The organism is Pseudoalteromonas sp. BDTF-M6 (assembly GCF_018334135.1).
In the GTDB taxonomy this organism is placed as follows: Bacteria; Pseudomonadota; Gammaproteobacteria; order Enterobacterales; family Alteromonadaceae; genus Pseudoalteromonas.
In genome coordinates this window covers 147,782-173,078 of sequence record NZ_JAGXTQ010000006.1, presented here as the reverse complement: position 1 = coordinate 173,078, position 25,297 = coordinate 147,782, and the positions used below count along the sequence as shown (strand labels likewise).

Sequence of the window (25,297 nt, the reverse complement as noted above, 5' to 3'; positions counted from 1 at the left end):
AAGCGCTAGGCGCTTAGCCGTGACAACGCTTTATATTATCTAAAATAATGCCACTGGCAATAGCCACATTTAAGGATTCGGCGCCACCATAGCCGGCAATGGTGATACGCTCGCTAACGTGCGCCGCCACCGAATCACTGATGCCGTGGGATTCACTGCCCATCACCAATATCCCTTGTCCGCCAAAGTCTGTGTGATGCAGGTTTTGCCCACCTAAAAAGGCGCCGTAGACAGGTTTGTTGCAGCTTGCCAGGTAGGCCGGCAAATCCACTTGATGGCAGGACACGCGAGTAAACGAGCCCATGGTGGCGCTGACCACCTTAGGGTTACAGGGGTCGGCGCAGTTGGTCGACAGCAAGACCTGTTTAAAGCCGTACCAATCCGCAAGGCGAATAATGGTGCCTAGATTCCCAGGGTCGCTGACGCCGTCTAAGGCCAGTTGCCAAGGAGTATCTTCTATTTCCGTCTGAGCGATGGGCGCCACGGCAATGGCATCGTTGTTGGTGACCAGGGTACTGACCTTAGACAAGGCCGTCTCATCGCAGCGGTGCACATCTTTCGCACTTAAACGGCTATTGATCAGTTGCTTATTGGCATTACAGAACTCCTCGCTGGCAAAGAGCTCTAACACGCCATGGTCGCTTTGCAATAGCTCAACCACATTCTTAGTCCCTTGAACTAAAAACTGTTGCTGCTGTTTTCGGTATTTTTTTTGTCCTAATTGACGCAGGTGCTTTTGCTGATTCTTTGAGAGCATGGAGCGTGGCCTTGGCTAATAACAAAGGAGGATCTGCTTATTATACACATGCTTTGCCCCATTGCAGAGTGTAAAAGTAGGATAAGCCCTTGCATCTGTTGCATTATTTGAAACTTAACGCTAAATTAATGAACTGCGTTTTTACCGCCAAAAAGACTAAAAAATGGACTTATCACAAACAGATAGCGTAACTAACACGACACCTCAGTTTGAACCTTACAGCCGTCGCGTCGAGTTTAGTGGCTCAGGGAAAGAGTTTTTCTCAATTTGGATCGTTAATATCGTTTTGACCTTGTTAACCCTGGGGATTTATTCCGCCTGGGCCAAGGTACGTACCTATCGTTATTTTTACGGCCACACCCAGCTCGACGGCCATCGATTTGATTATCTGGCGACGCCGATACAGATCTTAAAAGGCCGCATTCTTGCCTTTATCTTTTTTGTTATTTATATGTTCTGCACCCAGTTTGTGCCCGCGCTGGGCATACTGGCGATTTTTATTCTGCTGTTTTTAACGCCCTGGATCATCAATCAGGGCATGCGCTTTAACATGCGTATGAGCCGTTATCGCAATGTGCGCTTTAACTTTAAGGGCAATTATGGCGAGGCCTTTGTGGTGTTCTTATTGCTGCCAGTGGCCAGCGTATTCACCCTTTATTTATTGCTGCCGTACGTGTTTAAACGCATGGACCAGTATTTACACAGCCATATTGAGTTTTCCGACACCCCCATTAGTGTCAATACCAAGGGCGGTGAGTATTATTTAGCGGCGCTGATGGCCTATGTTGCCGCCGGCATTATCGCGGTGATCATGCTAGCCGTGGCTGGTGCCTTCGGTTTTGGCCTGGAGGCCATGATCCAAAACCCGGAAATGATGAACGACCAAGCCGGCGCCATTGCTGGGGCTATCGCCATGGTGATGATGATGGTGATCTACTTTGTTGCCTTTGCGGTAGCCACGGGCATTTACCAAACCCATATTCGTAATCACCTGCTTAATAGCAGTGAGTTGAACGGCATTGCCGATTTTAAGTCGGATTTGAAGATGATCGACTACACCCTGTTGGTCTTTACCAATACCCTGGCCATCGTCTGTAGCCTAGGTCTGGCCTACCCTTGGGCCAAGGTGCGCAGCGCCCGCATGCTTAGCGCCGCCACCGAAGTCACCTTCCTGTGCGACCCACAAACCCTGCACGACCAACTGGGCGAACAGCAATCGGCGTTTGGCGAGGAAGCCGCGGACATGTTCGATATCGATCTGTCTTTGGGCTAACGCATGCAGGTCACCGGGTTTTATTACCTACGCAATCAAAGCCACAGTACCGAAGTAACCCTGTGGCTGACGCAAGATAGCAGTTGCGAGCAAGTGCGCATTTACAACGGCGATGAGTTGCTGGTGCAATTTGACCAATACCGTCAGGGGCAACAGATCAGCGGCCTGCCGGTGGAGCTGGTGTTTATTGATGGCAGTCGTTTTGTGCCTCATAACAGCGCTCACCGTTGGCCGTCGGAGTCCACTTGGGATCGCCTCTTGGAACGCATCGAAAAACATAAAACGGCGGTGCTCGGCTGCGTATTGGCAAGCGCGGCGCTCGCCTGGCTGTTGTTTTTTAAGATCATTCCCGCCAGCGCTGCGGTGGTGGCTCGCTCGCTGCCGGATTCGGTGGTGCATGCGGCCTCGGAACAAACGCTTAAAGCCCTGGAATACGTGTATCTGGAGCCCACTAATCTGGACTATGCGCAGCAAACCCATATTCGTACCCTGTGGCAAAACCATATTGCAAAAATGGACCAGGCTCCCGAACATTTGGTTCTGCACTTCTACAGTGCCCCGGAGATAGGCGCCAATGCCTTTGCCCTGCCCGACGGTCAGGTGGTCTTAACCGACGAACTCGCGCTGATCCTCAAAGATAACGACACCGCATTGTTGGCGGTATTACTGCATGAGATCGGCCATGTTCATCATCAACATGGTTTGACCCTGGCAGCCCAATCCGCCGGCTCCTCGGTCACCCTGGCACTGATGTTTGGTGACCTGGAAGGCTTTGCCGAGATCATCATGGGTACGGGTTCGGCTTTGATACAACAACAGTTTTCTCGCGATATGGAACGTCAGGCTGATACTTTTGCACTAGAGCAGCTAAGCCAATTAGGCTATCATCGCTCGGCATTTGCCGAGGCCATGCAAGCCCTGGCCCAGGCACACGGGATGGAAGAGCAACAGCAAGATTCATTATGGGATTACCTGTCTTCACACCCGGCAATCTCCGAACGCATCGAACGTGCGAACAACACTACGGATTAAAAAATTCTATTAACTCCAAGGAATCATCATGGCTTATGATTTTGGCTCGAAAGGGCTTGGTATAACTAACCCATTTAAAATTGAAGGGACCATGCGCACCGCCGGCGGTGCCATTATTACCTTGATTGGTTTATTTAGCCTTTTTAAAGTCACCTCTTTAACGCAAACCGATATGATCTCGGCCTGGACCTATGCGGCAGTGGGCTTAGTTCTTATGATCTTAGGTTTAAAACGCTGTGGTAGCGGTCTTTTCCAACTATTTAAATTTTTCGTTGGCCGCTCGGTACCCAGCTCTTTGGCGCCAAATCTAAGCAAGAGCGAACAGGAAAACGCGGTACTGGAGCAAAAGAAAGGCTCCCTTGCCTATACGGCAAAAACTCTGGAGTCCATGCTGATGGGGCGTAAAAACGCCACCTTCACCGAGCCTAAAGGCTGGGTGGGTCGTTTTGCTCACTCGGTATTACCTAAGCTGATCTTCTTGCCTTACCCCATGCGTAACGTGGCGCAAGAAGTCATTGGCGTTATTCTGCAGACCATTTTGGCCTTTGTTGCTTTCGGTCTGACCTACTTTGTGTCATCTTCTGGCTTAGCCGGTGAAGCGGGTCATATTATTGTGCCGGTATTCTCGGCCCTGATCCTGGTTTACCTCTTGCTATGTTGGCGCAGTGCCGCCAATGCGGTGAGCCTGAACCGAGTGAAACGCCTTAAAGACGTAGGCGCCGCCTCTTTGGCTAAAATCATTGCCTTCTCGGTGATCTTCCCCGTGGTAATAGGTGTGATTTATAATCAGTTTTTCGCCCCACACAAGGGTGAACTCGAGCAATGGGCACAGTTAACAGAAAAGGTTAGCCTGTTCTCGGCCTGGCCTAGCCTGTTTACCCTGTTGTTCCTAGGTGCGATTTGCTGTGCGGCGGTGTTCTACCTGATCAATGCCCGTAGCAAGCAAAACGAAGTGGCCACCGAGGTCAGCGAATACCGTGCTAACTTGCAAGAAGAGGTGCACCCGAACGAGATTTTCATCAATATTGAAAGCATCGTACTGGCCAACCGCCGCTATAAAGAAATTCCGAACCGAACCTATATCGACTTCGACCCGGTGCTGAACGAACAAAGCAGCAGCAAGGGTGATTTCCGCGGTGAATTACTGATTGAAACTCAGCCTGAATTTAACCCGCGTCCTGGTAACAAGGGCTTTAATATCACCCGCTTGGTAAGCACCTTTGCGGCGCAGCTGAGTCTGGTTATTGGCTCCTTATTATTCTTCTCACTGGCTGGCGACGCCATCGGCCTGTATCACTTTATCAGCCAGCAAAGCGAGCTGTTACCTGAGTTCACCCGTGCCGCCAACCGCGGTAATATCGAACTGCTACAAAACTGGTTAGGCGATCTTTCTGGCCTGATCGTGGCCGTGCTGAGCACCTTCTTTATGTGGCAAATCTTCAGCACCATAGGTCGTATGCTGGAAAACTTCAGCCATGTATTTTGGGCGGAAATGCAATTTAGCTCTTTGCTGCTGTATTTGAAAACCGAAGGTACCTTCACCGAGTCAAAGATCTCTACCGGTATGTCTATCCATGATTCAACACGCAGCGAAAACGTGGTGATCAAGTCATCAATCACGCCCTGGATCATCAGCTCGCGCATCAGCTCAAGCACCTTCGCCACCAGCGGTGCCGATAACGTTGAAATGCCACGTTACGTCATGGCGATGAAGAAGAACGAACAAGAGCTCAATACCATAGTCGATGAAATCCACAGCTTCTTGAAGGCCCGTGAAAACATCGCTGGCTTCAGTAATACCTCAGATCTGCAAAACGCCGAGAACATCTTAAAGATGAACCAGGTGTCGCGCTCACAGCAGGAGACGCCAACGCTACTGGAAGAGCAAGGCGGTGCCTACCGCGAGCGCCAACAGCAAGAAGCGGATATGCTCGAAGATAAGAACTAATAAAACGCCCTGCCTAGCAGGGCTTTTTATTGCCCGTTTTATGGCTTCTAGCCTGCTGTTTTTGCAACAATTGTTTACTACTTTGCGCTGCAAATTCACGGCGCCTTAGATATACTGCTGGCTAAACCCTGTAACACTTTGAGGTAAAGCATGCAGCTAGGTCGTGGATTCGAATACTTTTTTAGTGGCTTTCCAATGATCACCGAAAAAGGCCTAAAACGCTTTGTACTGATCCCCCTGTTGATCAACTTAGTGATTTTCGGCACATCCCTGTTTTTTATTTATGGCTGGCTGACCGACGCCTTCGCCTGGATTAATACACAGCTGCCAGAATGGTTGTCCTGGCTTGAGTGGCTGCTGTGGCCGCTGGCGCTATTGGTGGTGCTGTTTAGCTACTCGATGATTTTCACCGTGATCACCAACTTTATCGCCGCCCCCTTTAACGGCATTTTGGCGGAGAAAGTGGAATTACATTTAACTGGACAGCGCATCAACGACGATGGTCTGCTTGATACCATGCGTGATGTGCCACGCATGCTTGGCCGAGAATGGACCAAGCTCTGTTATTACCTGCCCCGCGCCATCGGCTTTTTTATCCTTATGTGGTTCCTGCCGGTAATTGGGCAGATCATCTGGGCGCTGTTTACCTGCTGGATGTTCGCCATTCAATATAAGGATTACGCCTTCGATAACCACAAGGTAAGCTTTGGCGATATGAAGCGCGACTTAAATGCGCATCGGGGGCTCTCCTACGGCTTTGGCGCCGGTGTGATGCTCTGTGCCATGATCCCCATCCTCAACATGATAGTGATGCCGGTGGCCGTGTGTGGCGCCACCAAGTTGTGGGTGGAGAATTACCGTAACAATTATCGCGGGCAATAATGATGCAAAGAACCTGGCAATGGACGCTGATGCTGTTGGCGCTCGGTTTTTTTGCGTTTTTGGGATGGATTATCTACCTTGCCAACACCGCACAGCCGAGTGTCTTCTTTGATTTGGTCAGAGCACTGCCCTATGGCGATAAGCTGGGCCACTTCGTGCTCTTTGGCACCGCTACCTTGCTGGTGAGCCTGGCCTTAAAAGCCGCCTGCTGGCGCCTTGGTAGAGTAAAAGTGTATTGGGGTGCCTTGGTCGTTTTTGTCTTTGCTCTGTGCGAGGAGATAAGCCAGGCCTTTATTGCCAGCCGTACCTTTGATCTGGTGGATTTAACCGCCGACGTTTTAGGCATAGTCGCGGCCAGTTATCTAGTTAACCTCTTGGTCAAGCAATACAAAAAAAGCCAGAGTTAATCTCTGGCTTTTTTATCAGTTAGCTAAAGACGTTTTGCGGTACACGTAGCACTTGCAGATGTACCGTAACCTCTTCACGGTCGTGATACAGGTGCTTAGCCTGCAGGTTGTATTTTACGCCATACTCATGCAGCTCGTCGCGAATGCGCTGGAGGTTCTCATACACAGTATCAAAGCGCTTTTTCATCGGCAGCTTAAGGTTGAAAATCAACTCCTTCGCAAAACCGTTCACCGCCCAGTCAATCATTAGCTCCGTAACGCGGCTTGGTTTTTCCACCATGTCGCACACCAACCAGTTGATATTACGACGCTCCGGACGGAATTTAAAGCCGTCTTCACGGTAGTGTTTCACCTGACCACTATCCATCAATGCCTGATCCATGGGGCCATTATCTATGGCCTGCACAAACATGCCACGGCGCACCAATTGATAGGTCCAGCCACCTGGGCAAGCGCCTAGGTCCACAGCCTTCATACCCGAAGCCACACGCTCTTCGCGCTCGTCTTCAGGCACAAACATCATAAAGGCTTCATCCAGCTTAAGGGTTGAACGACTCGGCGCATCTTTAGGGTGGCGAAGACGCGGAATACCCATGTATAAAGGCGAGTTGTTAAAGCTGAATGAATAGCCCACATAAGCTGTATCGCTGGCGATAAACAGCACATGCAGAGTCGGGCGATTTTTAACCTGCTGGCGCAGCAGGGTTTCCTGACCCTCTAATGCTTTGGCCAAGGGGTTGCTGATCTTTTTACAAAACTTAGAAAGCTCTTTGCCCTCGTTGGTATCACAGGTTTCCACGCGCAGTTCACCACACAGTGGGAATGACTTGGCAACCTCACAAATGCTACCGACACGGTCATCGATAGGCATTTTTGCCACTTGCGTGCCAATAAACCACTGGCGAGCAAAGATCATGTCCTTAAACGGGATCTTCTTGATCAGGTATTCGGCTTCATCATGGCTATAGCAATGATATGCCACCAAGGCCGAATTCGGCTTCGTCTTAACATAACCGCCCACACCTAAGTTGCTGGCGTGGTGAGTGATCTCTGCGGCAGCGTCGTTTTCGAAACCGGCGCGACAATAAATAACGATACAGGACATGGTAATGACTTATTTCATTTGTAAAAGTTTAATAACCATCGCCGCCCAGGCGACAATAAAACACAGGCCGCCCAAGGGAGTAATAGGGCCGAACCACTTAATGCCGGTGAGGGCCAAAGCGTACAGGCTGCCACTAAATAATAGGATGCCGGCAAGTATAAAGTAGCCGCTGATATTAAAATGCATACCGAGTTTACCCAGCACACCGATTAAAATAAGCCCAAGTGCATGATACATCTGGTATTCAACCCCGGTTTGAAAGACGCCAATAGCGTACTCCGAGAGCCGACTTTTTAGGCCATGAGCGGCAAAGGCGCCGAGTATAACACCGAGCCCGGCGAAAATCGCGCCCAGCACCAAAAATAACTGACTCATAGCTGCTCCTTAATGAAGTTTACGGCAATCTCTGCCGCCTGTTGCCAATTACCCTCTTGGGTATAACCACTTTTTTTACGCGGCACCAAGGAGTGATCGCCGTCACTGAGCCAATGAATTTGTGCCGGACGGGTGTCGGCCAGCTGACTCAACTCATCTTGTTTACCAAAGGTATCCCGCTCTCCCTGAATAACACAAAACGGCACCTTAATATCGCCAAAGTGGGCAACCCTGAGTTTGTCTTTCTTACCTGGAGGATGAAACGGATAGCCAAAGGCAATCACTCCACGTACCTCAGCATTGGCCCCCTCGGCTTGGGCCACCAGCATACTGGCCATGCGCCCGCCCATGGATTTGCCGCCGATAAACACGGGCAAGGCCTCTTGCCGCTGTGTCAGTTGCTCATTAAAACAGGCCAACAGCTTATCGGCACGATCCGGCGGACGACGCTTGCTCTCGGCCTTGGCTTTTTGCATATAGGGAAAATCAAACAAGCCAACGCTAATGCCCTGCGCCGCCATTAAGCGCGCTAATTCCTGCATAAACTCACTGTCCATGCCGGCGCCGGCGCCATGGGCAAAAATAAATTGAGCAATCGGCTGCTCTGCATTAAACCACTGCATTTATAGTTGTTCCTGCTCTTTTTCTACCAAGCCTAACATCCATTCTTTGAAGGACACGATTTTACCCAGCTCGGATTGTGACTCACGAAATACCAGATAATAGGCATTTTTACTTTCCAAGCTGTGATTGAAGGGCACGATCAAACGTCCGGCATCAATTTCCGGTTTCGCCAGCACCAAGTTCCCCAGTGCCACTCCCTGACCATGGGCGGCCGCTTGCATGGCCATGGACGAGTGGGAAAAAATCGGTCCCTGATTCACCTGCACATTACGCACCCCGGCGGTTTTCATCCACACCTTCCAGGGACGACGGGTGGTATCATGCAGCAGGGTATGATTTTGCAAATCCTGAGGCTCGTTCAGGGGTTTGGGCCCGGTCAGCAACATGGGGCTGCACAGCGGCACCAAATACTCGGTATGCAGTTTGTGGGTTTCCACCCCGCTCCAATGACCGCGGCCATAGTAAATGGCCACATCCACATCATCTTGCAGGGAGTTTTCATCCTGATCCTGCGCCTTAATTCGCACATCGATGTCCGGATGCTGCTCGTTAAACAGGCTTAAGCGCGGAACCAGCCATTGAATCGCAAAGCTCGGGGTCAGGCTTACGGTCAAAGAGCCCTTGGCACCGCGAGCCAGAAGTCTTTCGGTGGCGTCATCCAGCTGTGAGAAGATCTCTTTAATGTCGAGAAAATAGCCCTGGCCTTCCTCGGTCAATAACAAGGAGCGGTTCTTACGTAAAAATAATTTTAAGCCGAGATGCTCTTCTAGGGTTTTGATCTGATGACTCACCGCAGCCTGGGTAACATAAAGTTCTTCCGCGGCCTTGGTAAAGCTTAAGTGCCTTGCCGCGGCTTCGAAAGCCTTGAGTGAATTAAGAGGAGGAAGTCGCCGAGCCATTGCTGATAGATTAGTTTTTTTAATTTGAACTGATTATATACAAAGGCCTTCAAGATGCCAATTTAGTGCACGACACAGGCCCTCATGTTAACCAAATGAAAATTAATACTAGATTATGGTCTTAGTTCCCCGTACTCTGAGCTTATGAAGTTGTTGTTAGTTGTCTTATTCCTACTCAGCCCAGCCGCCCTTGCCAAACAGAGCATTACCTGGCTGTTGTTAGACGCGCCACCCTTTAGCATGCCAGATGACAGCCCGATTGATGGGGTGTGTGATCGCGTGGTCGATGAAGTGATCAAGCGCACACCACAATTCGAACATCGCCGTCAGCGTGTGCCCCAGGCCCGTATTCGCCAAGCTTTGCAAGACGGCAAGGCTGTATGCCACCCCTGCATGATTAAGCGCGCCAACAGCGCCCTGGTGCGTTACTCGCTGCCAACGCAAATCTACCCGCCGCTTAGGGTGATCACTACCACGGAGCAACAACAAACCTTAACGCGTGCCCATGGTAACCCGATTAGTCTGCACTCGCTGTTTGCCGACCCGGCATTGCGCTACGGGCAAAGTGTGGCACGTAAATACAGCGATGCCATTGAGCTACTCAAAGAGAATATTCAAACCCGACAGGCCATCACCCTGAATTATCGTGGTCAAGATCAGGCCGCCGCCCTCGGCGACATGTTGCACAATAAGCGCATAGACTATGGCATCGACTATCCCTTTGTCGCCGACTATTACAATGACATCAGTGCAGCCAAGGTGCTTGCGACCACCAATATCAGTGGCGTGATGGATGAGCTGGTAAACGGCGCCATCGGCTGTGCCGAAAAGGCAAATAACGACTTCGCTAAGGACGTCCTCGAGGTGATCAACTCCATCCTCACTGAGGAGATTTTGCCAAGCCTTGACTATCGCCAGCATCAGGAGCGCTGGCTGGGCCACTACTTCGAAAATTTTAACGCCAGTTATGAGCAACATATACTGACAAAAAAGCCAGCAACAATGGCTGGCTCTAAAGTACTCAAATAACCCTAAGCTACTTACAGGTCGCTGGCGCTGGTATCTAGGGGCGCAAAGCTTTTGACCAAATCATCGATGGCCTTCATTTGCGTTAAATAACCCTCTAGTTTCGCCAATGGCAAAGCACAGGGACCATCACATTTGGCTTCATTGGGGTTCGGGTGCGCTTCGATAAATAGACCGGCAATACCCAGTGCCATACCGCTGCGTGCCAGCTCTGCGGCCTGGGCACGACGACCATCGGCGCTGTCGCTGCGTCCGCCAGGGCGCTGCAAGGCGTGCGTGGCATCAAAAATAACCGGTGCCATGGCCTTCATGTCATCCATGCCTAGCATATCAACCACCAGGTTGTTGTAACCAAAGCTGGTGCCGCGCTCACATAAAGCGACCTGCTCATTGCCGGCCTCGGCAAACTTGTTGATGATATGGCGCATTTCGTGCGGTGCTAAAAACTGCGGCTTTTTCACGTTGATTACATTGCCGGTTTTGGCCATGGCCATAACCAAGTCGGTTTGGCGTGCCAAGAAGGCCGGCAACTGAATAACGTCAACCACCTCGGCCACGGGGGCGGCCTGATAGGGTTCATGCACGTCGGTGATCAAGGGTACGTTAAAGGTGTTTTTGATTTCCTCAAAGATTTTCAAACCTTCTTCCATGCCCGGACCGCGGTAGGAATTGATCGACGAACGATTGGCCTTATCGAAAGAAGCTTTAAACACATAAGGAATATTTAATTTGTTGGTCACTTCCACATAGTGCTCGGCGATGCGCATGGCGAGATCGCGAGATTCCAACACATTCATACCACCGAACAGTACAAAGGGTTTGTCGTTGGCCAGTTCAATGGCGCCAATATTAATTTGTTTTATGGTCATTTTAAATTCCTTAAGGGGCGACCGACTGCATAATCAAGCCGCAAATATAAGCCATATACGTACCTACGCCGTAACCCAACACCGCCAGCAGCACACCCACAGGTGCTAGCGAGGGGTGAAACGCCGAAGCCACAACAGGAGCCGAGGCTGCGCCACCAACGTTGGCCTGCGAGCCCACCGCCATATAAAACAGCGGCGCCTTAATGGCCTTGGCAACGATCAACATCAAGGCCGCGTGAGTCAACATCCAAATGGCGCCAAGGACAAAGAACCAGGGGGTATCTAAAATGGCCATAACGTTCATATGCAAGCCGATGGAGGCCACCAGAATATACAGGAAGCTCGAGGCCACTTTTGATGCGCCAAAGGCTTCGATATGGCGCACTCGGGTAAATGACAGACTAATACCTATGGTGGTTGAAATAACGATTAACCAGAAGAAGGTACTGTTCAAACTGTACTCTTGCGCCCAGGCAAACTGGTCGAAATAAGGCGCCAGAATATCGCCACAGAAATGAGCAAAGCCGGTAATACCAAAGGCGATGGCGATGATGGTCATATAGTCGTTCAGGGTCGGCAGGCGTGCATGCTCGGCATGGTAAGCCTCGACGCGCTGCTTAAGATCTTCAATCGCTGTGGTATCGGCACCGGTTTTGGCATCGATGGCCTTATGGTTACCGGCCATAAGTAACAGCACAGCCATCCAGATGTTGGCAACGATAACATCCACGGTCACCATGGCGGAGAAGATATCTCCACCGACTTCAAACATTTCCTTCATCGAAGCCTGGTTGGCACCGCCGCCTATCCAGCTCCCGGCAATGGTGGTCATGCCGCGCCACACCGCATCAGGGCCATGGCCACCAACCACCTCAGGGTTAATCGCACTCATGACCAAAATGGCCAAGGGGCCACCGATAACTATGCCTATGGTACCGGTTAAGAACATGATCAATGCCTTGGGACCGAGGTTGATAATGGCCTTTAAATCGATACTGATGGTCAGCAAGATCAAACAGGCCGGCAGTAGATAGCGCGATGCCACGTGATACACGCTCTTCGCACTTTTTTCGTCGACCACGCCAAAGGTGTTGAGTAAAGATGGCAGGAAGTAGCACAGCAGCAAGGCCGGTACGTATTTATAAAACTTTTTCCACTGACGATTTTGGCTGTGGGCAGTTTTAAAAATGACCCCGAGAATAATGGCTAGCAATCCCATCACCACGGCGGGGTTGCTGATCATAGCCTCAGCAGGTTGATCCATAATGATTCCTTACTAATGTAGTGTGTTGTTATTGTTGTCGAGCTCATCAATTTGATGGCGCACTATCTCAATGCCGGGGTCGTCTGGACATTCTTCGACAAAGAAACGAAGGTCTTCTTTGGCCAGCTCCGGGCGATTAATCTGATTGAGTAAATAACCACGGTCGCGACGCTCGTAAGGGTCATCTCCCATCAGCTCCAACAGCAGCTCGGCACAGGCAAAGGCGCTACCAAAACGCTCGGCGGCAATAAATGCCCACTTTTGATGGGCCAGATACAACTTATAAATTTCTTCGTCGATAAGCAGCTCGGGGCTTTGCTCTGGCTCGGCGTTTTCCGGCTGCAGATGCCACATTTGCTGGCCCGAGGCAGGCTCGATCAGGTAATGCTCCTGATCGCTAAAGTGCACCTGCACCATCACGCTTTGATCAACCAAGACCAGATCCGCACTAAAGCCGGCATCCTCTAAAATACCGTGCAAAATAATGCCCAGCGCCAGGCTGTTTCCGGTACGATAAAGCAAGGTGAAATACACGCTATTGAGGCGATACTCGGGCACGTTTTGCTGAGTGCCGCTAAAGCCCCACTCGCTATAAAAACTATCGACCACTTCGTTCAGGGCCTGGTGTTTATCATCTTCATGGCGCGCAACTATCTCTTGCGCTTGCTGCTCTAGTTGCTGCAATTGCGTATAGGCTTGCTCGGACTGAGCCTGGGCCTGCCAGCGTGATTCGGCGGCAATGCAACGGTTTATGGCGCTAACACTGTAGCTGTGCTCTAAATCAAATTGGTCATCTAACCAAACATCAGACATAGATAGGGATATCTCACAGGCAATAAAATGGCCACTAGTTTACCTAGGATCGCCCTAAGATACCAATTTCACTGCGCTAGCGCCGTCAGGGGCGCTAAAAAAACGCCGACTTGCTGCCCGCCAGATAGCCAATAGCCAACAGTACCGCGGTGTTCACACCTAACCACAGCAGCTTTTGCCCTTTGCTTTGCGCTTTAAGTAGCTTAAAGCCAATCACAATATAGGCCACAACCAGAATGATTTTTTGCCATAACCAGGGCACGGTAAGCGGGTTGAGGCTAGCCACAATCAACAGCGCCACTGCACTTAATAGTAACAGGGTGTCGACTACATGACTGGTGATAAACACCCCCTTATTCGCGGCAATTTTACCACTGCCAAGGCGCGAAAAGGCGCGGGTGTAAAAAAGCACTACACTGAGCACCACAAATAACACATGGGTATGTTTGAGGGCGATATAATCCATGTTCTTCCTTAGGTCTTATGCCTTTGTTGTTATTCTATCTGTATTCTACGCACACCCAGGCACCAACTTGGCCAGGGTAATACGATCATTGTCACCTAAATCGCGCTCGGTGCGAGCATCTATGTAGCCATGGTCTATGAATAATTGACGCACCGCGGCGCCTTGTTCGTAACCGTGCTCAAACATCAATACACCGGGTCGCGCTAAAAACGCCTTCGCATGAATAATAATATGCGCTATGTCGGCCAATCCCTGCTGCGCGGCAACCAAGGCACTGAGTGGTTCGAAGCGCACATCGCCTTGCTGCAAATGGGGGTCCGCCGCATCGATATAGGGCGGATTGCTGACAATTAAATCATATGTACCATCTTCGAGGGCACTAAACCAGTCGCTGTGCATCACATGCACATTGCTAAGATCAAGATTTTGCTTGTTTCTCAGGGCTAATGTCACGGCATCCTGACTGGCATCGACGGCATCAATCTGCCAGTTTGGGCGCTCCGAGGCCAGCGCCAGGGCTATGGCCCCGGTGCCGGTGCCAAGATCCAGCACTTTAGCGTTATCCGGCAAGGGTAATGCCAGGGCCTGCTCAACCAGGGTTTCGGTGTCGGGGCGAGGGATCAGAGTGCTGTTGTTCACCATGATGGGCAGCGACCAAAACTCCCGTATTCCGGTAAGGTGAGCAACGGGGTGACCAGCGCAGCGTTTTTCCAGCAGCTGTATAAAGTCATCATATTGTTGCTCACTGAGCTGGCGGTCGCCCCAGGCAAAGAGATAACTGCGAGGCTGTTGCAAGACATGCAACATCAGCACCTGAGCGTCAAGTTTAGGCGATTCGCTCAGGGCTTGAAGGCGCTGTGTGGCCCTCGACAAGGCATCATCAATGGATGGCAATGCCAACTTACTCCTCTCCCATCGCCGCAAGCAGGTCGGCCTGATGCTCAAGAAGGAGTGGGTCGATAACCGCGCCCAGTTCGCCGGCAACGATTTCGTTAAGGCGGTACAAGGTCAGGTTAATACGATGGTCGGTGATACGACCCTGCGGGTAGTTATAGGTACGAATACGCTCGGAGCGGTCACCGCTACCTACCAGGTTACGACGCTGGCTGGCTTCTTCGGCTTGACGCTTTTCTGTTTCAGCCTGCTCCAAACGAGCGGCCAGTACAGACATGGCTTTGGCACGGTTTTTGTGCTGTGAACGTTCGTCCTGGCACTCCACCACTACGCCGGTTGGCAAGTGAGTAATACGAATGGCCGAGTCGGTTTTGTTAACGTGCTGACCACCGGCACCCGATGCACGGAAGGTATCAACCTTAATATCCGCTGGGTTGATTTCGATGGCTTCCGCCTCTGGAATTTCCGGCATCACGGCCACGGTACAGGCAGAGGTATGCACTCGGCCTTGCGATTCGGTTTCCGGCACGCGTTGCACACGGTGGGCACCGGATTCAAACTTAAGCTTACCGTATACGCCGTCACCCTTGATGTTGGCGATCACTTCTTTGTAGCCGCCGTGTTCGCCTTCATTGGCGCTCACCACTTCAACCTGCCATTTTTGCGACTCGGCGTAGCGGCTGTACATACGGAATAAATCACCGGCGAAAATTGCCGCTTCATCACCACCGGTACCGGCACGTACTTCAAGGAACACGTTGTTGTTATCCTTTGGATCCTTCGGCAGCATCAGCACCTGAAGGTCGTCCTCAAGTGACTCGATTTGGCCCTTGGCTTCTTTATACTCTTCCTGCGCCATCTCGCGCATATCCGGGTCTGAGTCTTTCAGCATTTCTTCTGCGGTGGCAACATCTTCCTGCGCTTGTTGGTAAGCGGTGAAGGTTTTTGCTACTTCTTCGAGCTCCGAATACTCTTTAGATAAAGCGCGGAAACGATCCTGATTGCCGATCACTTCGGGATCACTGAGCAACGCCTGCACTTCTTCATAGCGTTCCACTAAGGATTCTAACTTACGGTATACGGACTCTTTCATCTGTTTGTTATTCCTGGTTAATTCCTAACATCTTCTTCATTTGTGCCAACTGCCCCAGCTCGCCTTTCTCGGCAGCGTCTTTAATCGCCTTCGTGGGGGCGTGCATCAAACGATTGGTCAATTTATTGGCCAGCTCAACCATCACCTTATCCGGCTCTTTGCCACTGGCAAGCTGGCTTAACGCCCGCTCTAATAATTGTTCTTTAGTTTGCGTTACCTCGTTGCGGTAATCGCGGATCATATCCACCGAATCAAGGGATTTCAGCCAACTGGCGAATTCATCCACCTTAGTGGCGATAATACCCTGGGCCTGCTGGGCCGCCTGCTCTCGCGTCGCCATGTTTTCGCTGACTATGGCTTGTAAATCATCAACGGAATAAAGATAAGCATTGTCGAGCTCTGCCACCTGGCTTTCGATATCCCGCGGCACGGCGATATCGATAAAGAGCATAGGTTTGTTTTTACGGGTTCGCAGCGCTTGCTCAACCACTCCCTTACCGATGATGGGTAAGGTACTGGCGGTGGAGCTAATAACAATATCCGCCTTGGCCAGTTGCTCGGGCAACTGCGCCAAAGAAATCACGCCGGCGGCAAACTCATCCGCCAAGTTACGGGCACGGTCCAGGGTTCGGTTGGCCACCGTCATGGACTTGGGTGAGTGCTGATGAATATGACGCGCCACGAGCTCAATCGTTTCACCGGCACCGATAAGCAAGACGCTGGTGTTATTGAGTTGACCGTAGATATGCTTGGCCAGATTCACCGCCGCATAGGCAACGGAAACCGCACTGGCGCCAATATTGGTCTCGGTACGCACCTGCTTAGCCACCGAGAAGGTACGCTGGAATAAGCGCTCGAACAGCACCCCTACACCGCCATTTTTCTTGGCGCTGGCATACGCTTGCTTTATTTGCCCAAGAATTTGCGGCTCACCCAGCACCAAGGAGTCGAGACCACAAGCCACCTTCATCAAATGATAAATGGCGTCGTTGTGGTCGTAACTGTAAACATTCTCGGCCAGCTCCTCGATATCGAGGTGATGGAATTCGGCCAGCCACTGCAACACTTGCTCGGGTGTCCCACTTTCAAGTGAACAATAAATCTCGGTGCGGTTACAGGTCGAAACAATCACGGACTCAGCAAATTCATCCTGCATGGTGAGTTGCTGTAGTGCACGATCTAACTGCTCCGCCGAAAAGGCGACTTTCTCTCGTAAATCAACGGAGGCCGTTTTGTGATTAATACCCAGTGCGACTATGGTCATGGTGACAACTATTGCTTAACAACCAATTTGATTAAATACTTACTCATTGATAAATTAGCGCACACAAAGGCCTTTACCGGCAAATAGATTTTTACGATGACGGTAAACGCTTTCTTCGACGCTAAATGCAAATCGCTTGCAATTAATATTGGTCAAAACCTGCTACAAGCGAATAATTTTACGAAAATCAAGCGAATAAGAAAAGGCAGGAAAGACATTTGATTAACTTTCGATTGATTTTGCTGGTGTTTTTTTTGTTTATCACCGGCTGTGCTCAACAAATCCCAAAATCCACTACCCCCGATGACGACTGGCGCCAGCAGCTTGCGACCATCTCTCATTTTAGTGCCGAGGGAAAAATGGCTTTTATTTCGCCACAAAAACGCCAGTCGGCCAACTTCGTTTGGCAGCAGCAAAATGGCGATTATGAGCTCGACCTCAACACCTTTATCGGCACCAATGTGCTGCGTTTGCAAAAACAAGGTGAACAGGTACACCTGGAAGTCGATGATGAACATTATCGGGATCAGAATGCGCAGCAATTGGTTTATCGCCTTAGCGGCTGGCTGTTGCCCCTAAGCGAGCCTCATACCTGGTTGCTCGGACAACTCGAAAGCGATGCCGATATGGATGAGCTCGAGCGCGTGCGCAGCGCCCATTGGCTAAGCCCAGACCAACGTCGCTGGCAAATTCGCTATGACCAATACGAGCCCATCAAGGGCGTTTGGCTCCCCACGCGCATCACCCTGAGCCATGATTCACTACGGGTAAAACTTTTAATTAACCAATGGCAAGTGCAATGAATTCCCAAACTTTGAGCGTGATTGCCCCGGCAAAGCTCAACCTTTTTTTACATATCACCGGGCGCCGCGACGATGGCTATCATGAACTGGAAACCCTGTTTACCTTTCTCGATTACGGCGACACTCTGCACTTTAGTCAACGCCAGGACCAGGAAATAGTAGTCGCCCCTCTGCCCGGCGTTGCCAATGCCGATAACCTTATCTACCGCGCCGCACACATGCTCCAGCAGCGCTATGAAGAATCTGGCTATGCCACCTGTGGCGTCGACATCAGCATAGACAAGGTGCTGCCCATGGGCGGCGGGGTCGGCGGCGGCTCATCCGATGCGGCCACCACATTGCTGACGCTCAATCGTATGTGGCAACAACGCCTTAACTTGAAAGAACTGGCTGATCTTGGAGTCTCGCTGGGCGCCGATGTGCCGGTGTTTATCCACGGCCACAGCGCCTTGGCCCGCGGCATAGGTGAGCAGTTACAAACCGTGGAGCTGCCTGAACGCTGGTATTTAGTGGTTCACCCTCAAGTGCATATCAGTACCGCTGAGGTTTTCACTCACCCCGACCTAACACGTGACAGTGAGAAACTTCCCGAGCAGTGGCAAGCGGCCGAACTGCGTAACGACTGTGAGCCGCTGGTCAAAAAGCTGTACGGCGAGGTTGAAAAAACACTGCTCTGGTTGTTAAAATACGCCCCGTCGAAAATGACTGGCACTGGAGCATGTTGCTTTGCCGAGTTCGAAAACGAACACGCCGCACGCGATGCTCTAGAAAAGCTGCCTGAAAAATGGCATGGCTTTGTTGCCAAAAACCTAAACAAGTCGCCCGCTCATATGGCACTTGGTTTAGTGAAGTAAAGTGTTTAAGTTAGCCTGTAACCAGGCATTATTCTGTGCCCTTGCAAACCTTGGTTTGTCATCACAGTCGATATGCTCAACTTACAAGTTAGTCCCAAATTTCAGTGCCCGAGGACCCCTACCGTGCCAGACATGAAGCTCTTTGCTGGTAATGCAACGCCTGAACTTGCTCAAAAAGTTGCAAAACGTTTATATATCGAACTAGGCGATGCCGAGGTTGGTCGTTTTAGCGACGGTGAAATCAGTGTGTCTATTAATGAGAACGTCCGTGGATCGGACGTTTTTATTATCCAGTCTACCTGTGCGCCAACTAACGACAACTTGATGGAATTGATCGTTATGGTTGATGCGCTGCGCCGTGCTTCGGCAGGTCGTATCACCGCCGTTATTCCTTATTTCGGCTATGCTCGCCAAGACCGTCGCGTACGTTCGGCCCGTGTACCAATCACGGCCAAGGTTGTTGCCGACTTCCTATCAAGCGTAGGTGTTGACCGCGTATTGACCGTTGACCTGCACGCCGAGCAAATTCAAGGCTTCTTCGATGTGCCAGTAGACAACGTATTCGGTAGCCCGGTACTAATCGAAGACATGAAGCAGCGTGACTTCGACGACGTAGTCGTAGTCTCTCCTGATATCGGTGGTGTAGTGCGTGCCCGTGCTATTGCTAAACTGCTTGATGACAAAGATCTAGCAATCATCGACAAGCGTCGCCCACAAGCGAACGTATCGCAAGTGATGCACATCATCGGTGATGTTAAAGGTCGTGACTGTATCATCGTTGACGACATGATCGACACCGGCGGCACACTATGTAAAGCAGCTGAAGCCCTAAAAGAACATGGTGCCAAGCGCGTATTTGCTTACGCCACTCACCCGGTTCTATCTGGTAAAGCAGCAGAAAACCTGCGCAACTCAGTGATCGATGAAGTGATTGTAACTGATTCAATCCCTCTGTCTGACGAGCTAAAAGCGCTGGACAATATCAAGGTATTGACCCTTGCCGATATGATGGCCGAAACCATTCGCCGTATCAGCAACGAAGAGTCAATCTCGGCGATGTTCGAGCACTAAGCACGAACATATCCTGCCAGAGTTGGGAGTCTTTCTCCCAGCCTGTTGAAAAACACCGCAATCTTTCAGGGCCATTGCTCAGGAAAACGCGGTGTTTTTTTATATCCCTTGTTTATTTTATCAAGGTGCGGTGGTACTATAGCGCGCCTTTTTTGATTGGTGGTTGGTTAAACGGCCATCAATCGGCTAAGACTTTTGGTCGCGAAGGTCTTAAAACTTTAAACTAAAATTTTTTGGAGACATCCATGTCTAACATTTCTTATACATTTGATGCAGAAGTACGTGCTGAGCTAGGTACTGGTGCGAGCCGCCGCCTACGTCGTGCAGATAAAGTTCCTGCAATCCTTTACGGCGCGGACAAAGAAGCTGTGTCACTAACGCTTGATCACAACAAAATCATTCAAGCGCAAGCACACGAAGGTTTCTACACTCACATCCTTACGCTAAACATCGGCGGTGAGTCAGTTGAAGCGATCCTTAAAGACGTTCAACGTCACCCGTTCAAGCCTAAGATCACTCACTTAGACTTCCAACGCGTTGACGCTAACTCAAAGATCCACACTAACGTTCCTGTTCACTTCATCAACGAAGAAGTAGTAACGAAGAAAGGTGCAACTGTTGTTCACCAGCTAACTGAGATCGAAATCACGTGTCTTCCTAAAGTACTTCCTGAGTTCATCGAAGTAGACGTAGCGAAACTAGCAGTAGGTGATTCACTACACCTATCTGACATTGCTCTTCCTTCAGGTGTAACTTCTGTAGAGCTAGCTAAAGGTGCTGACCACGACCAAGCGGTTGTGACTGTTGTTGCTCCTAAAGGTGCTGCTGCTGAAGATTCAGAAGAAGCTGCTGAAAGCGACGCAGAATAAGATTTAAGGTGTTAGCACCTTGAATACTATTCAAATGCTAGTGGGCCTGGCTAATCCAGGCCCCGAATACAAACAAACTCGCCATAATGCAGGGGCATGGTTCATCGAAGAACTGGCCGCCCGTTACAACTGCATCCTCAAGCCCGATAGCAAACACCACGGTTTAACCGGTAAGGTGATCATTGCCGGCACAGAATTTAAATTATTGATCCCCACCACCTATATGAATCTAAGTGGCAAAGCCGTTTCGAGCTTGGCTAACTTTTATAAGATTCCGGTCGAGAGTATTCTTGTTGCTCACGACGAGATGGACTTAGAGCCGGGCACGGCCAAATTGAAAAAAGGTGGCGGTCATGGTGGTCACAACGGCCTGAAAGACATCATTGCCAAGATGGCCAATAATAAAGAGTTCATGCGCTTACGCATTGGCATCGGCCATCCCGGGCACAGAGATAAAGTAACCGGTTGGGTGTTAGGAAAAGCACCGACGGCCGATCAAGAAAAGATTGATGCGGCAGTGGATGAAGCGGTGCGTTGTATGGAAATTTTGGCGAAAGATGGCGTGCTTAAAGCACAAAACAGACTCCATTCATTTAAGCCTTAGGCTTAAAGATTAAATAGGTATTAAGAATATGGGTTTTAAATGTGGCATCGTTGGCTTACCAAACGTCGGTAAATCAACTCTATTTAATGCACTTACCAAAGCAGGTATTGAAGCACAAAACTTCCCGTTTTGTACGATTGAACCGAACACAGGTGTTGTGCCTGTTCCAGATATGCGCCTAAATCAACTGGCTGAAATCGTAAACCCACAACGCATCCTACCTACGACCATGGAGTTTGTGGATATCGCCGGCCTGGTAAAAGGCGCCTCTAAGGGTGAAGGCCTGGGCAACCAGTTCCTTGCCAATATTCGTGAAACCGATGCCATTGGTCACGTTGTTCGTTGTTTTGAGAACGAAAACATCGTGCACGTAGCCGGTACAATCGACCCCGCTGACGATATCGACGTTATCAACACCGAGCTTGTGCTTGCCGACATGGACACCGCCGATCGCGCCATGCAGCGTCAAGCCAAAAAAGCCAAAGGTGGCGACAAAGACGCTAAATTTGAAATTCAGGTACTTGAGAAAGTAAAAGCCCACCTTGATGAAGGCCTAACGCTGCGCTCATTAGACCTAGAGAAAGAAGAAAAGGCGGCGATCGCTTACCTTAACTTCTTAACCATCAAGCCAACCATGTACATTGCCAACGTCAATGAAGATGGCTTTGAAAATAACCCACACTTGGACAAGGTTCGTGAAATCGCTGCTGCAGAAGACGCAGTTGTGATCCCGGTTTGTGCAGCCATCGAAGCAGAGCTTTCGGAGCTAGACGACGAAGACCGTGATGAGTTCATGGCCGATTTAGGCCTGGAAGAGCCAGGCCTGAACCGCGTTATCCGTGGTGGTTATGAGCTATTAAAGCTGCAAACCTACTTCACTGCTGGTGTTAAAGAGGTTCGCGCTTGGACTATTCCTGTGGGTGCCACGGCACCACAAGCCGCAGGTAAGATTCACACCGACTTTGAACGTGGCTTCATCCGTGCGCAAACTATTGCATTCGATGATTACATTGCATTTAAAGGTGAAAACGGTGCTAAAGAAGCCGGTAAAATGCGCCAAGAAGGTAAAGAGTACATAGTTAAAGACGGCGATGTGATGAACTTCTTGTTTAACGTATAAAAAGTTTTTATCCCGACAAGCCCGCTATTAGCGGGCTTTTTTGTAGGCTTTTTAAGCAAAGCAAGTCGATTTTTATTCGCTTCGTTTGTTTTTCAGGCAAACGATTCATCCTGAATATGTTTTTCGCAAAAAGGTGTTGACGCGCTTTCACCATATCAGCATAATACGCCCCGCATCAGCGATGATGACAAACAAAAGTTGGCTACGTAGCTCAGTTGGTTAGAGCACATCACTCATAATGATGGGGTCCCCTGTTCAAATCAGGGCGTAGCCACCATTTTCCACTACCAAGGAAAATGAAAAACTAGTTTGTATGCGAAAGTAGTGGAATTGGCCGATGTCTTGAATTAGACGCCGGATTTAGGTTCCATAATATACTTAAGCGAAATGCGGGAGTGGCGGAATTGGTAGACGCGCTGGATTTAGGTTCCAGTATCTTCGGATGTGTGAGTTCAAGTCTCACCTTCCGCACCATGTTCTTGATGAGAACTAAAACCATCAAACTCTATTGCTGGAGTATCGCCAAGCGGTAAGGCAGCGGGTTTTGATCCCGCCATTCCCAGGTTCAAATCCTGGTACTCCAGCCATCTCTTCTTGAGATAAATGCGGGAGTGGCGGAATTGGTAGACGCGCTGGATTTAGGTTCCAGTATCTTCGGATGTGTGAGTTCAAGTCTCACCTTCCGCACCATGTTCTTGATAAGAACTAAAACTATCAAACTCTATTGCTGGAGTATCGCCAAGCGGTAAGGCAGCGGGTTTTGATCCCGCCATTCCCAGGTTCAAATCCTGGTACTCCAGCCATGGCTACGTAGCTCAGTTGGTTAGAGCACATCACTCATAATGATGGGGTCCCCTGTTCAAATCAGGGCGTAGCCACCATTTTCTTTCTACCAATAAGAAAATGGGAAAAGCAATATGCGGGAGTGGCGGAATTGGTAGACGCGCTGGATTTAGGTTCCAGTATCTTCGGATGTGTGAGTTCAAGTCTCACCTTCCGCACCATGTTCTTGATAGGAACTAAAAATTATCAACCCTGTAGTTGGAGTATCGCCAAGCGGTAAGGCAGCGGGTTTTGATCCCGCCATTCCCAGGTTCAAATCCTGGTACTCCAGCCAACTTTCTGAAGTTGCGGAATTGGCAGATGTCTTGAATTAGACGCTGGATTTAGGTTCCAATAGTACTCCAGACAGTACCACGATGCGGGAGTGGCGGAATTGGTAGACGCGCTGGATTTAGGTTCCAGTATCTTCGGATGTGTGAGTTCAAGTCTCACCTTCCGCACCATGTTCTCGATAAGAACTAAAATAATCAGCTCCTTTTGGTGTGTCGTTGGAGTATCGCCAAGCGGTAAGGCAGCGGGTTTTGATCCCGCCATTCCCAGGTTCAAATCCTGGTACTCCAGCCATTTTCTAGAGTCAATTTAGATTATGTGAATATGCCGAAAGTAATACATTGCGGGAGTGGCGGAATTGGTAGACGCGCTGGATTTAGGTTCCAGTATCTTCGGATGTGTGAGTTCAAGTCTCACCTTCCGCACCATGTATTAATCTTCTTAATTATCCTTCAAAAATATTTGTCCTGATTCTCCACCATTTAAACACTCTTAAACTTCTCTCTATCCATTCGTTATATGTCTGCTTCTTTCTGACGCAAAAAAAGCCGCCCTATAGAGCAGCTTAGAAAAATTTTCAGTCACTTTATCGTCAAGTAATGCCACCCATGGCGTGTTTTAATACCTGTCGTTTCAGCGGACCCGCTTTATTCGCTGCCGACAGCGCCAAATTACGCAAACGCTTGAGAGGCGTTACACTGTTTGAGAAGCCAAAGTAACAGGCATCCATCATAGTCATCATCAGTAAGTTTTCCCCGCGTCTCTGACCCTGGTAACGCTTCAGCGCAGCCTCAAGCGTGTCTGTTTCTTCAAATGCTTGGGCAAGAGCAACGACATCCTTAAAACCCAAATTGACGCCCTGCCCGGCTAACGGATTAATGGTGTGGGCTGCATCCCCGATCAAAGCAAGCCTTTGCCCGACGTAAGTATTTGCGTGCTGACGCGCCAAAGGAAATACGGCAGATGACACCAGCTCAAACTCGCCAGGCAAGGCAAAGAAGTGCTCAATGACTTTCGCCTTAAGGGCATCTTTATCAAGTTGCTGCATGGCCTTGAGCTTGATGCCTTCGTCATACCAAATCAGGTTGGCGTAAGGATATTGCATAGGCAGAAATGCAATGGGGCCAGAGGGTTTAAATTGTTGCCAGGTTTTCGTTTGCTGCGGCGCATCAAGCTTTATCAGTATGCCCATACATTGTTGCTGATATTGCCAACCGGTCACACCAATACCCGCCAATTGACGAATACGAGAACGGCCACCGTCGGCGGCAATAATCAAATCGCACACAAACTGCTCGTGCTCATAGACCAAAGTTGCCCCTTGAGGCGTTTGCAGCAATTGCTGAGCCTGCCCCTCGGGTGAGCATACCTTAATGTCGTACTGGTCGAACTGGGCCCATAAGGCCGCCTGAATAAGCTTATTTTCTACCAGATGCCCTAAATGACTGGCACCGAGTTCCTGACAGTCGAAAAGCAGCTGTTCAGGCTTATCTTCATACGCTTCCAACTGGGTGTATGGGGCAATCCGGTTTTGACGCAACGCCGGCATGGCTCCCAATTCGTCCAACAGCTGTTCGGAGAAACGGTTAATGGCGGATACGCGAATATCAACCTGCTCGCTTTGTAATATCGCCTGCGGGTCTATGACCTGCTGCTCGATTACGCATACCTGCATGCCCTGCTTGGCAAGCTTGATGGCACAGGCTGCGCCCACCATACCGCCACCGACAATCAGCACCTGTTTTACACTCATTGGCCCTGTCTCTTATTCTTGTTTCGCTGGCACGATTGTAACCCAGTTCTTTGGGCAAATGGCAGTTGTTGACCTCAAGATGTCAAGCATCTTTGATTTACTGCACTGTGGTTGGGCAA

Annotated in this window: 25 protein-coding genes and 11 tRNA genes; 23 read left to right on the top strand and 13 right to left on the bottom strand. The window is 50.0% G+C overall.

What is annotated here, in order from left to right; genetic code table 11:
* Window positions 1-13: 13 nt before the first annotated feature.
* Complete coding sequence (locus tag KD147_RS14500; RefSeq protein WP_212548307.1) at window positions 14-757, bottom strand: RNA methyltransferase; 744 nt, start codon at window positions 755-757, stop codon at window positions 14-16.
* Between the two features lie 163 nt (window positions 758-920).
* On the opposite strand from KD147_RS14500, the gene KD147_RS14495 reads away from it, so the two are divergent.
* From KD147_RS14495 to KD147_RS14475, 5 genes are all read left to right on the top strand, one after another.
* Window positions 921-2,030 carry a YjgN family protein gene (locus KD147_RS14495; protein ID WP_212548306.1) on the top strand — a complete coding sequence of 370 codons (1,110 nt, stop codon included), beginning with the start codon at window positions 921-923 and terminating at the stop codon, window positions 2,028-2,030.
* 3 nt (window positions 2,031-2,033) lie between these two features.
* On the top strand, window positions 2,034-3,062 hold the full coding sequence (locus KD147_RS14490) for a M48 family metallopeptidase (RefSeq protein WP_212548305.1): 1,029 nt from the start codon (window positions 2,034-2,036) through the stop codon (window positions 3,060-3,062).
* Window positions 3,063-3,090: 28 nt separating this feature from the next.
* Entirely contained in the window at window positions 3,091-5,010 is a 1,920-nt protein-coding gene (locus KD147_RS14485) for a hypothetical protein (RefSeq protein ID WP_212548304.1), read from the top strand.
* A gap of 150 nt (window positions 5,011-5,160) precedes the next feature.
* Window positions 5,161-5,892, top strand: coding sequence for a sulfate transporter CysZ (gene cysZ / locus KD147_RS14480; protein ID WP_105255048.1), 732 nt, complete (start codon window positions 5,161-5,163; stop codon window positions 5,890-5,892).
* Entirely contained in the window at window positions 5,892-6,299 is a 408-nt protein-coding gene (locus tag KD147_RS14475; protein WP_249319325.1) for a VanZ family protein, read from the top strand. The genes cysZ and KD147_RS14475 overlap by 1 nt, the downstream gene beginning before the upstream one ends.
* Window positions 6,300-6,318: 19 nt before the next feature.
* Here KD147_RS14475 and rlmM read toward each other — a convergent pair whose 3' ends face one another.
* From rlmM to KD147_RS14455, 4 genes are read right to left on the bottom strand one after another with little or no spacing between them, the layout of a single operon-like run.
* Complete coding sequence (gene rlmM / locus KD147_RS14470; RefSeq protein WP_105255047.1) at window positions 6,319-7,404, bottom strand: 23S rRNA (cytidine(2498)-2'-O)-methyltransferase RlmM; 1,086 nt, start codon at window positions 7,402-7,404, stop codon at window positions 6,319-6,321.
* A gap of 9 nt (window positions 7,405-7,413) precedes the next feature.
* Window positions 7,414-7,779 (bottom strand): DUF423 domain-containing protein, encoded by a 366-nt coding sequence (locus KD147_RS14465; RefSeq protein ID WP_105255046.1) that lies wholly within the window; start codon window positions 7,777-7,779, stop codon window positions 7,414-7,416.
* Window positions 7,776-8,402: an alpha/beta family hydrolase gene (locus KD147_RS14460; protein ID WP_212548303.1), complete on the bottom strand. Its 627-nt coding sequence runs from the start codon at window positions 8,400-8,402 to the stop codon at window positions 7,776-7,778. The genes KD147_RS14465 and KD147_RS14460 overlap by 4 nt, the downstream gene beginning before the upstream one ends.
* Window positions 8,403-9,302, bottom strand: a complete 900-nt coding sequence (locus KD147_RS14455) for a transcriptional regulator GcvA (protein WP_105255044.1) — start codon at window positions 9,300-9,302, stop codon at window positions 8,403-8,405.
* 144 nt (window positions 9,303-9,446) lie between these two features.
* Between KD147_RS14455 and KD147_RS14450 the strand changes: the two genes are divergently transcribed.
* Window positions 9,447-10,331: a hypothetical protein gene (locus tag KD147_RS14450; protein WP_212548302.1), complete on the top strand. Its 885-nt coding sequence runs from the start codon at window positions 9,447-9,449 to the stop codon at window positions 10,329-10,331.
* Between the two features lie 11 nt (window positions 10,332-10,342).
* On the opposite strand, the gene kdsA is transcribed toward KD147_RS14450, so the two are convergent.
* From kdsA to hemA, 7 genes are all read right to left on the bottom strand, one after another.
* Window positions 10,343-11,197, bottom strand: a complete 855-nt coding sequence (gene kdsA, locus KD147_RS14445) for a 3-deoxy-8-phosphooctulonate synthase (RefSeq protein WP_105190414.1) — start codon at window positions 11,195-11,197, stop codon at window positions 10,343-10,345.
* Between the two features lie 10 nt (window positions 11,198-11,207).
* The gene (locus tag KD147_RS14440) at window positions 11,208-12,461 is read right to left on the bottom strand and encodes a DUF819 family protein (RefSeq protein WP_105255042.1); all 1,254 of its coding nucleotides are present in this window, start codon (window positions 12,459-12,461) and stop codon (window positions 11,208-11,210) included.
* Window positions 12,462-12,473: 12 nt separating this feature from the next.
* Window positions 12,474-13,274, bottom strand: a complete 801-nt coding sequence (locus KD147_RS14435; protein WP_212548301.1) for a tetratricopeptide repeat protein — start codon at window positions 13,272-13,274, stop codon at window positions 12,474-12,476.
* 94 nt (window positions 13,275-13,368) lie between these two features.
* Window positions 13,369-13,740, bottom strand: coding sequence for a SirB2 family protein (locus tag KD147_RS14430; RefSeq protein ID WP_105255040.1), 372 nt, complete (start codon window positions 13,738-13,740; stop codon window positions 13,369-13,371).
* 45 nt (window positions 13,741-13,785) lie between these two features.
* Window positions 13,786-14,640, bottom strand: a complete 855-nt coding sequence (gene prmC, locus KD147_RS14425) for a peptide chain release factor N(5)-glutamine methyltransferase (protein WP_502710231.1) — start codon at window positions 14,638-14,640, stop codon at window positions 13,786-13,788.
* Window position 14,641: 1 nt separating this feature from the next.
* Window positions 14,642-15,727, bottom strand: coding sequence for a peptide chain release factor 1 (prfA, locus tag KD147_RS14420; protein WP_105255039.1), 1,086 nt, complete (start codon window positions 15,725-15,727; stop codon window positions 14,642-14,644).
* A gap of 7 nt (window positions 15,728-15,734) precedes the next feature.
* Complete coding sequence (gene hemA / locus KD147_RS14415; RefSeq protein ID WP_212548300.1) at window positions 15,735-16,991, bottom strand: glutamyl-tRNA reductase; 1,257 nt, start codon at window positions 16,989-16,991, stop codon at window positions 15,735-15,737.
* Between the two features lie 218 nt (window positions 16,992-17,209).
* On the opposite strand from hemA, the gene lolB reads away from it, so the two are divergent.
* The 17 genes from lolB (at window position 17,210) to KD147_RS14330 (ending at window position 23,853) form a co-directional block, all read left to right on the top strand.
* On the top strand, window positions 17,210-17,794 hold the full coding sequence (gene lolB / locus KD147_RS14410; RefSeq protein WP_105255037.1) for a lipoprotein insertase outer membrane protein LolB: 585 nt from the start codon (window positions 17,210-17,212) through the stop codon (window positions 17,792-17,794).
* Window positions 17,791-18,648: a 4-(cytidine 5'-diphospho)-2-C-methyl-D-erythritol kinase gene (ispE, locus tag KD147_RS14405; RefSeq protein WP_212548299.1), complete on the top strand. Its 858-nt coding sequence runs from the start codon at window positions 17,791-17,793 to the stop codon at window positions 18,646-18,648. Before lolB ends, ispE begins: the two co-directional genes overlap by 4 nt.
* Window positions 18,649-18,771: 123 nt before the next feature.
* A complete protein-coding gene (locus tag KD147_RS14400) occupies window positions 18,772-19,719 on the top strand; it encodes a ribose-phosphate pyrophosphokinase (RefSeq protein ID WP_105190422.1) in 948 nt (315 codons plus the stop codon).
* 245 nt (window positions 19,720-19,964) lie between these two features.
* Window positions 19,965-20,588, top strand: a complete 624-nt coding sequence (locus tag KD147_RS14395; RefSeq protein WP_105255035.1) for a 50S ribosomal protein L25/general stress protein Ctc — start codon at window positions 19,965-19,967, stop codon at window positions 20,586-20,588.
* 19 nt (window positions 20,589-20,607) lie between these two features.
* Entirely contained in the window at window positions 20,608-21,192 is a 585-nt protein-coding gene (pth, locus tag KD147_RS14390; RefSeq protein ID WP_105190424.1) for an aminoacyl-tRNA hydrolase, read from the top strand.
* 28 nt (window positions 21,193-21,220) lie between these two features.
* Window positions 21,221-22,312 (top strand): redox-regulated ATPase YchF, encoded by a 1,092-nt coding sequence (ychF, locus tag KD147_RS14385; protein WP_105255034.1) that lies wholly within the window; start codon window positions 21,221-21,223, stop codon window positions 22,310-22,312.
* Between the two features lie 200 nt (window positions 22,313-22,512).
* Window positions 22,513-22,589 (top strand) — tRNA-Met (locus tag KD147_RS14380).
* A gap of 112 nt (window positions 22,590-22,701) precedes the next feature.
* Window positions 22,702-22,786 (top strand) — tRNA-Leu (locus tag KD147_RS14375).
* Window positions 22,787-22,824: 38 nt separating this feature from the next.
* Window positions 22,825-22,899, top strand: a tRNA-Gln gene (locus KD147_RS14370).
* 18 nt (window positions 22,900-22,917) lie between these two features.
* Window positions 22,918-23,002 (top strand) — tRNA-Leu (locus tag KD147_RS14365).
* Between the two features lie 38 nt (window positions 23,003-23,040).
* Window positions 23,041-23,115 (top strand) — tRNA-Gln (locus tag KD147_RS14360).
* Window position 23,116: 1 nt separating this feature from the next.
* Window positions 23,117-23,193, top strand: a tRNA-Met gene (locus KD147_RS14355).
* 38 nt (window positions 23,194-23,231) lie between these two features.
* Window positions 23,232-23,316: transfer RNA gene (locus KD147_RS14350), tRNA-Leu, on the top strand.
* Window positions 23,317-23,354: 38 nt separating this feature from the next.
* Window positions 23,355-23,429 (top strand) — tRNA-Gln (locus KD147_RS14345).
* An 84-nt stretch (window positions 23,430-23,513) separates the two neighbouring features.
* A tRNA-Leu gene (locus tag KD147_RS14340) sits at window positions 23,514-23,598 on the top strand.
* Window positions 23,599-23,644: 46 nt separating this feature from the next.
* Window positions 23,645-23,719: transfer RNA gene (locus KD147_RS14335), tRNA-Gln, on the top strand.
* A 49-nt stretch (window positions 23,720-23,768) separates the two neighbouring features.
* A tRNA-Leu gene (locus KD147_RS14330) sits at window positions 23,769-23,853 on the top strand.
* Window positions 23,854-24,017: 164 nt separating this feature from the next.
* On the opposite strand, the gene KD147_RS14325 is transcribed toward KD147_RS14330, so the two are convergent.
* Complete coding sequence (locus tag KD147_RS14325; RefSeq protein ID WP_212548298.1) at window positions 24,018-25,178, bottom strand: FAD-dependent oxidoreductase; 1,161 nt, start codon at window positions 25,176-25,178, stop codon at window positions 24,018-24,020.
* Window positions 25,179-25,297: the final 119 nt, after the last annotated feature.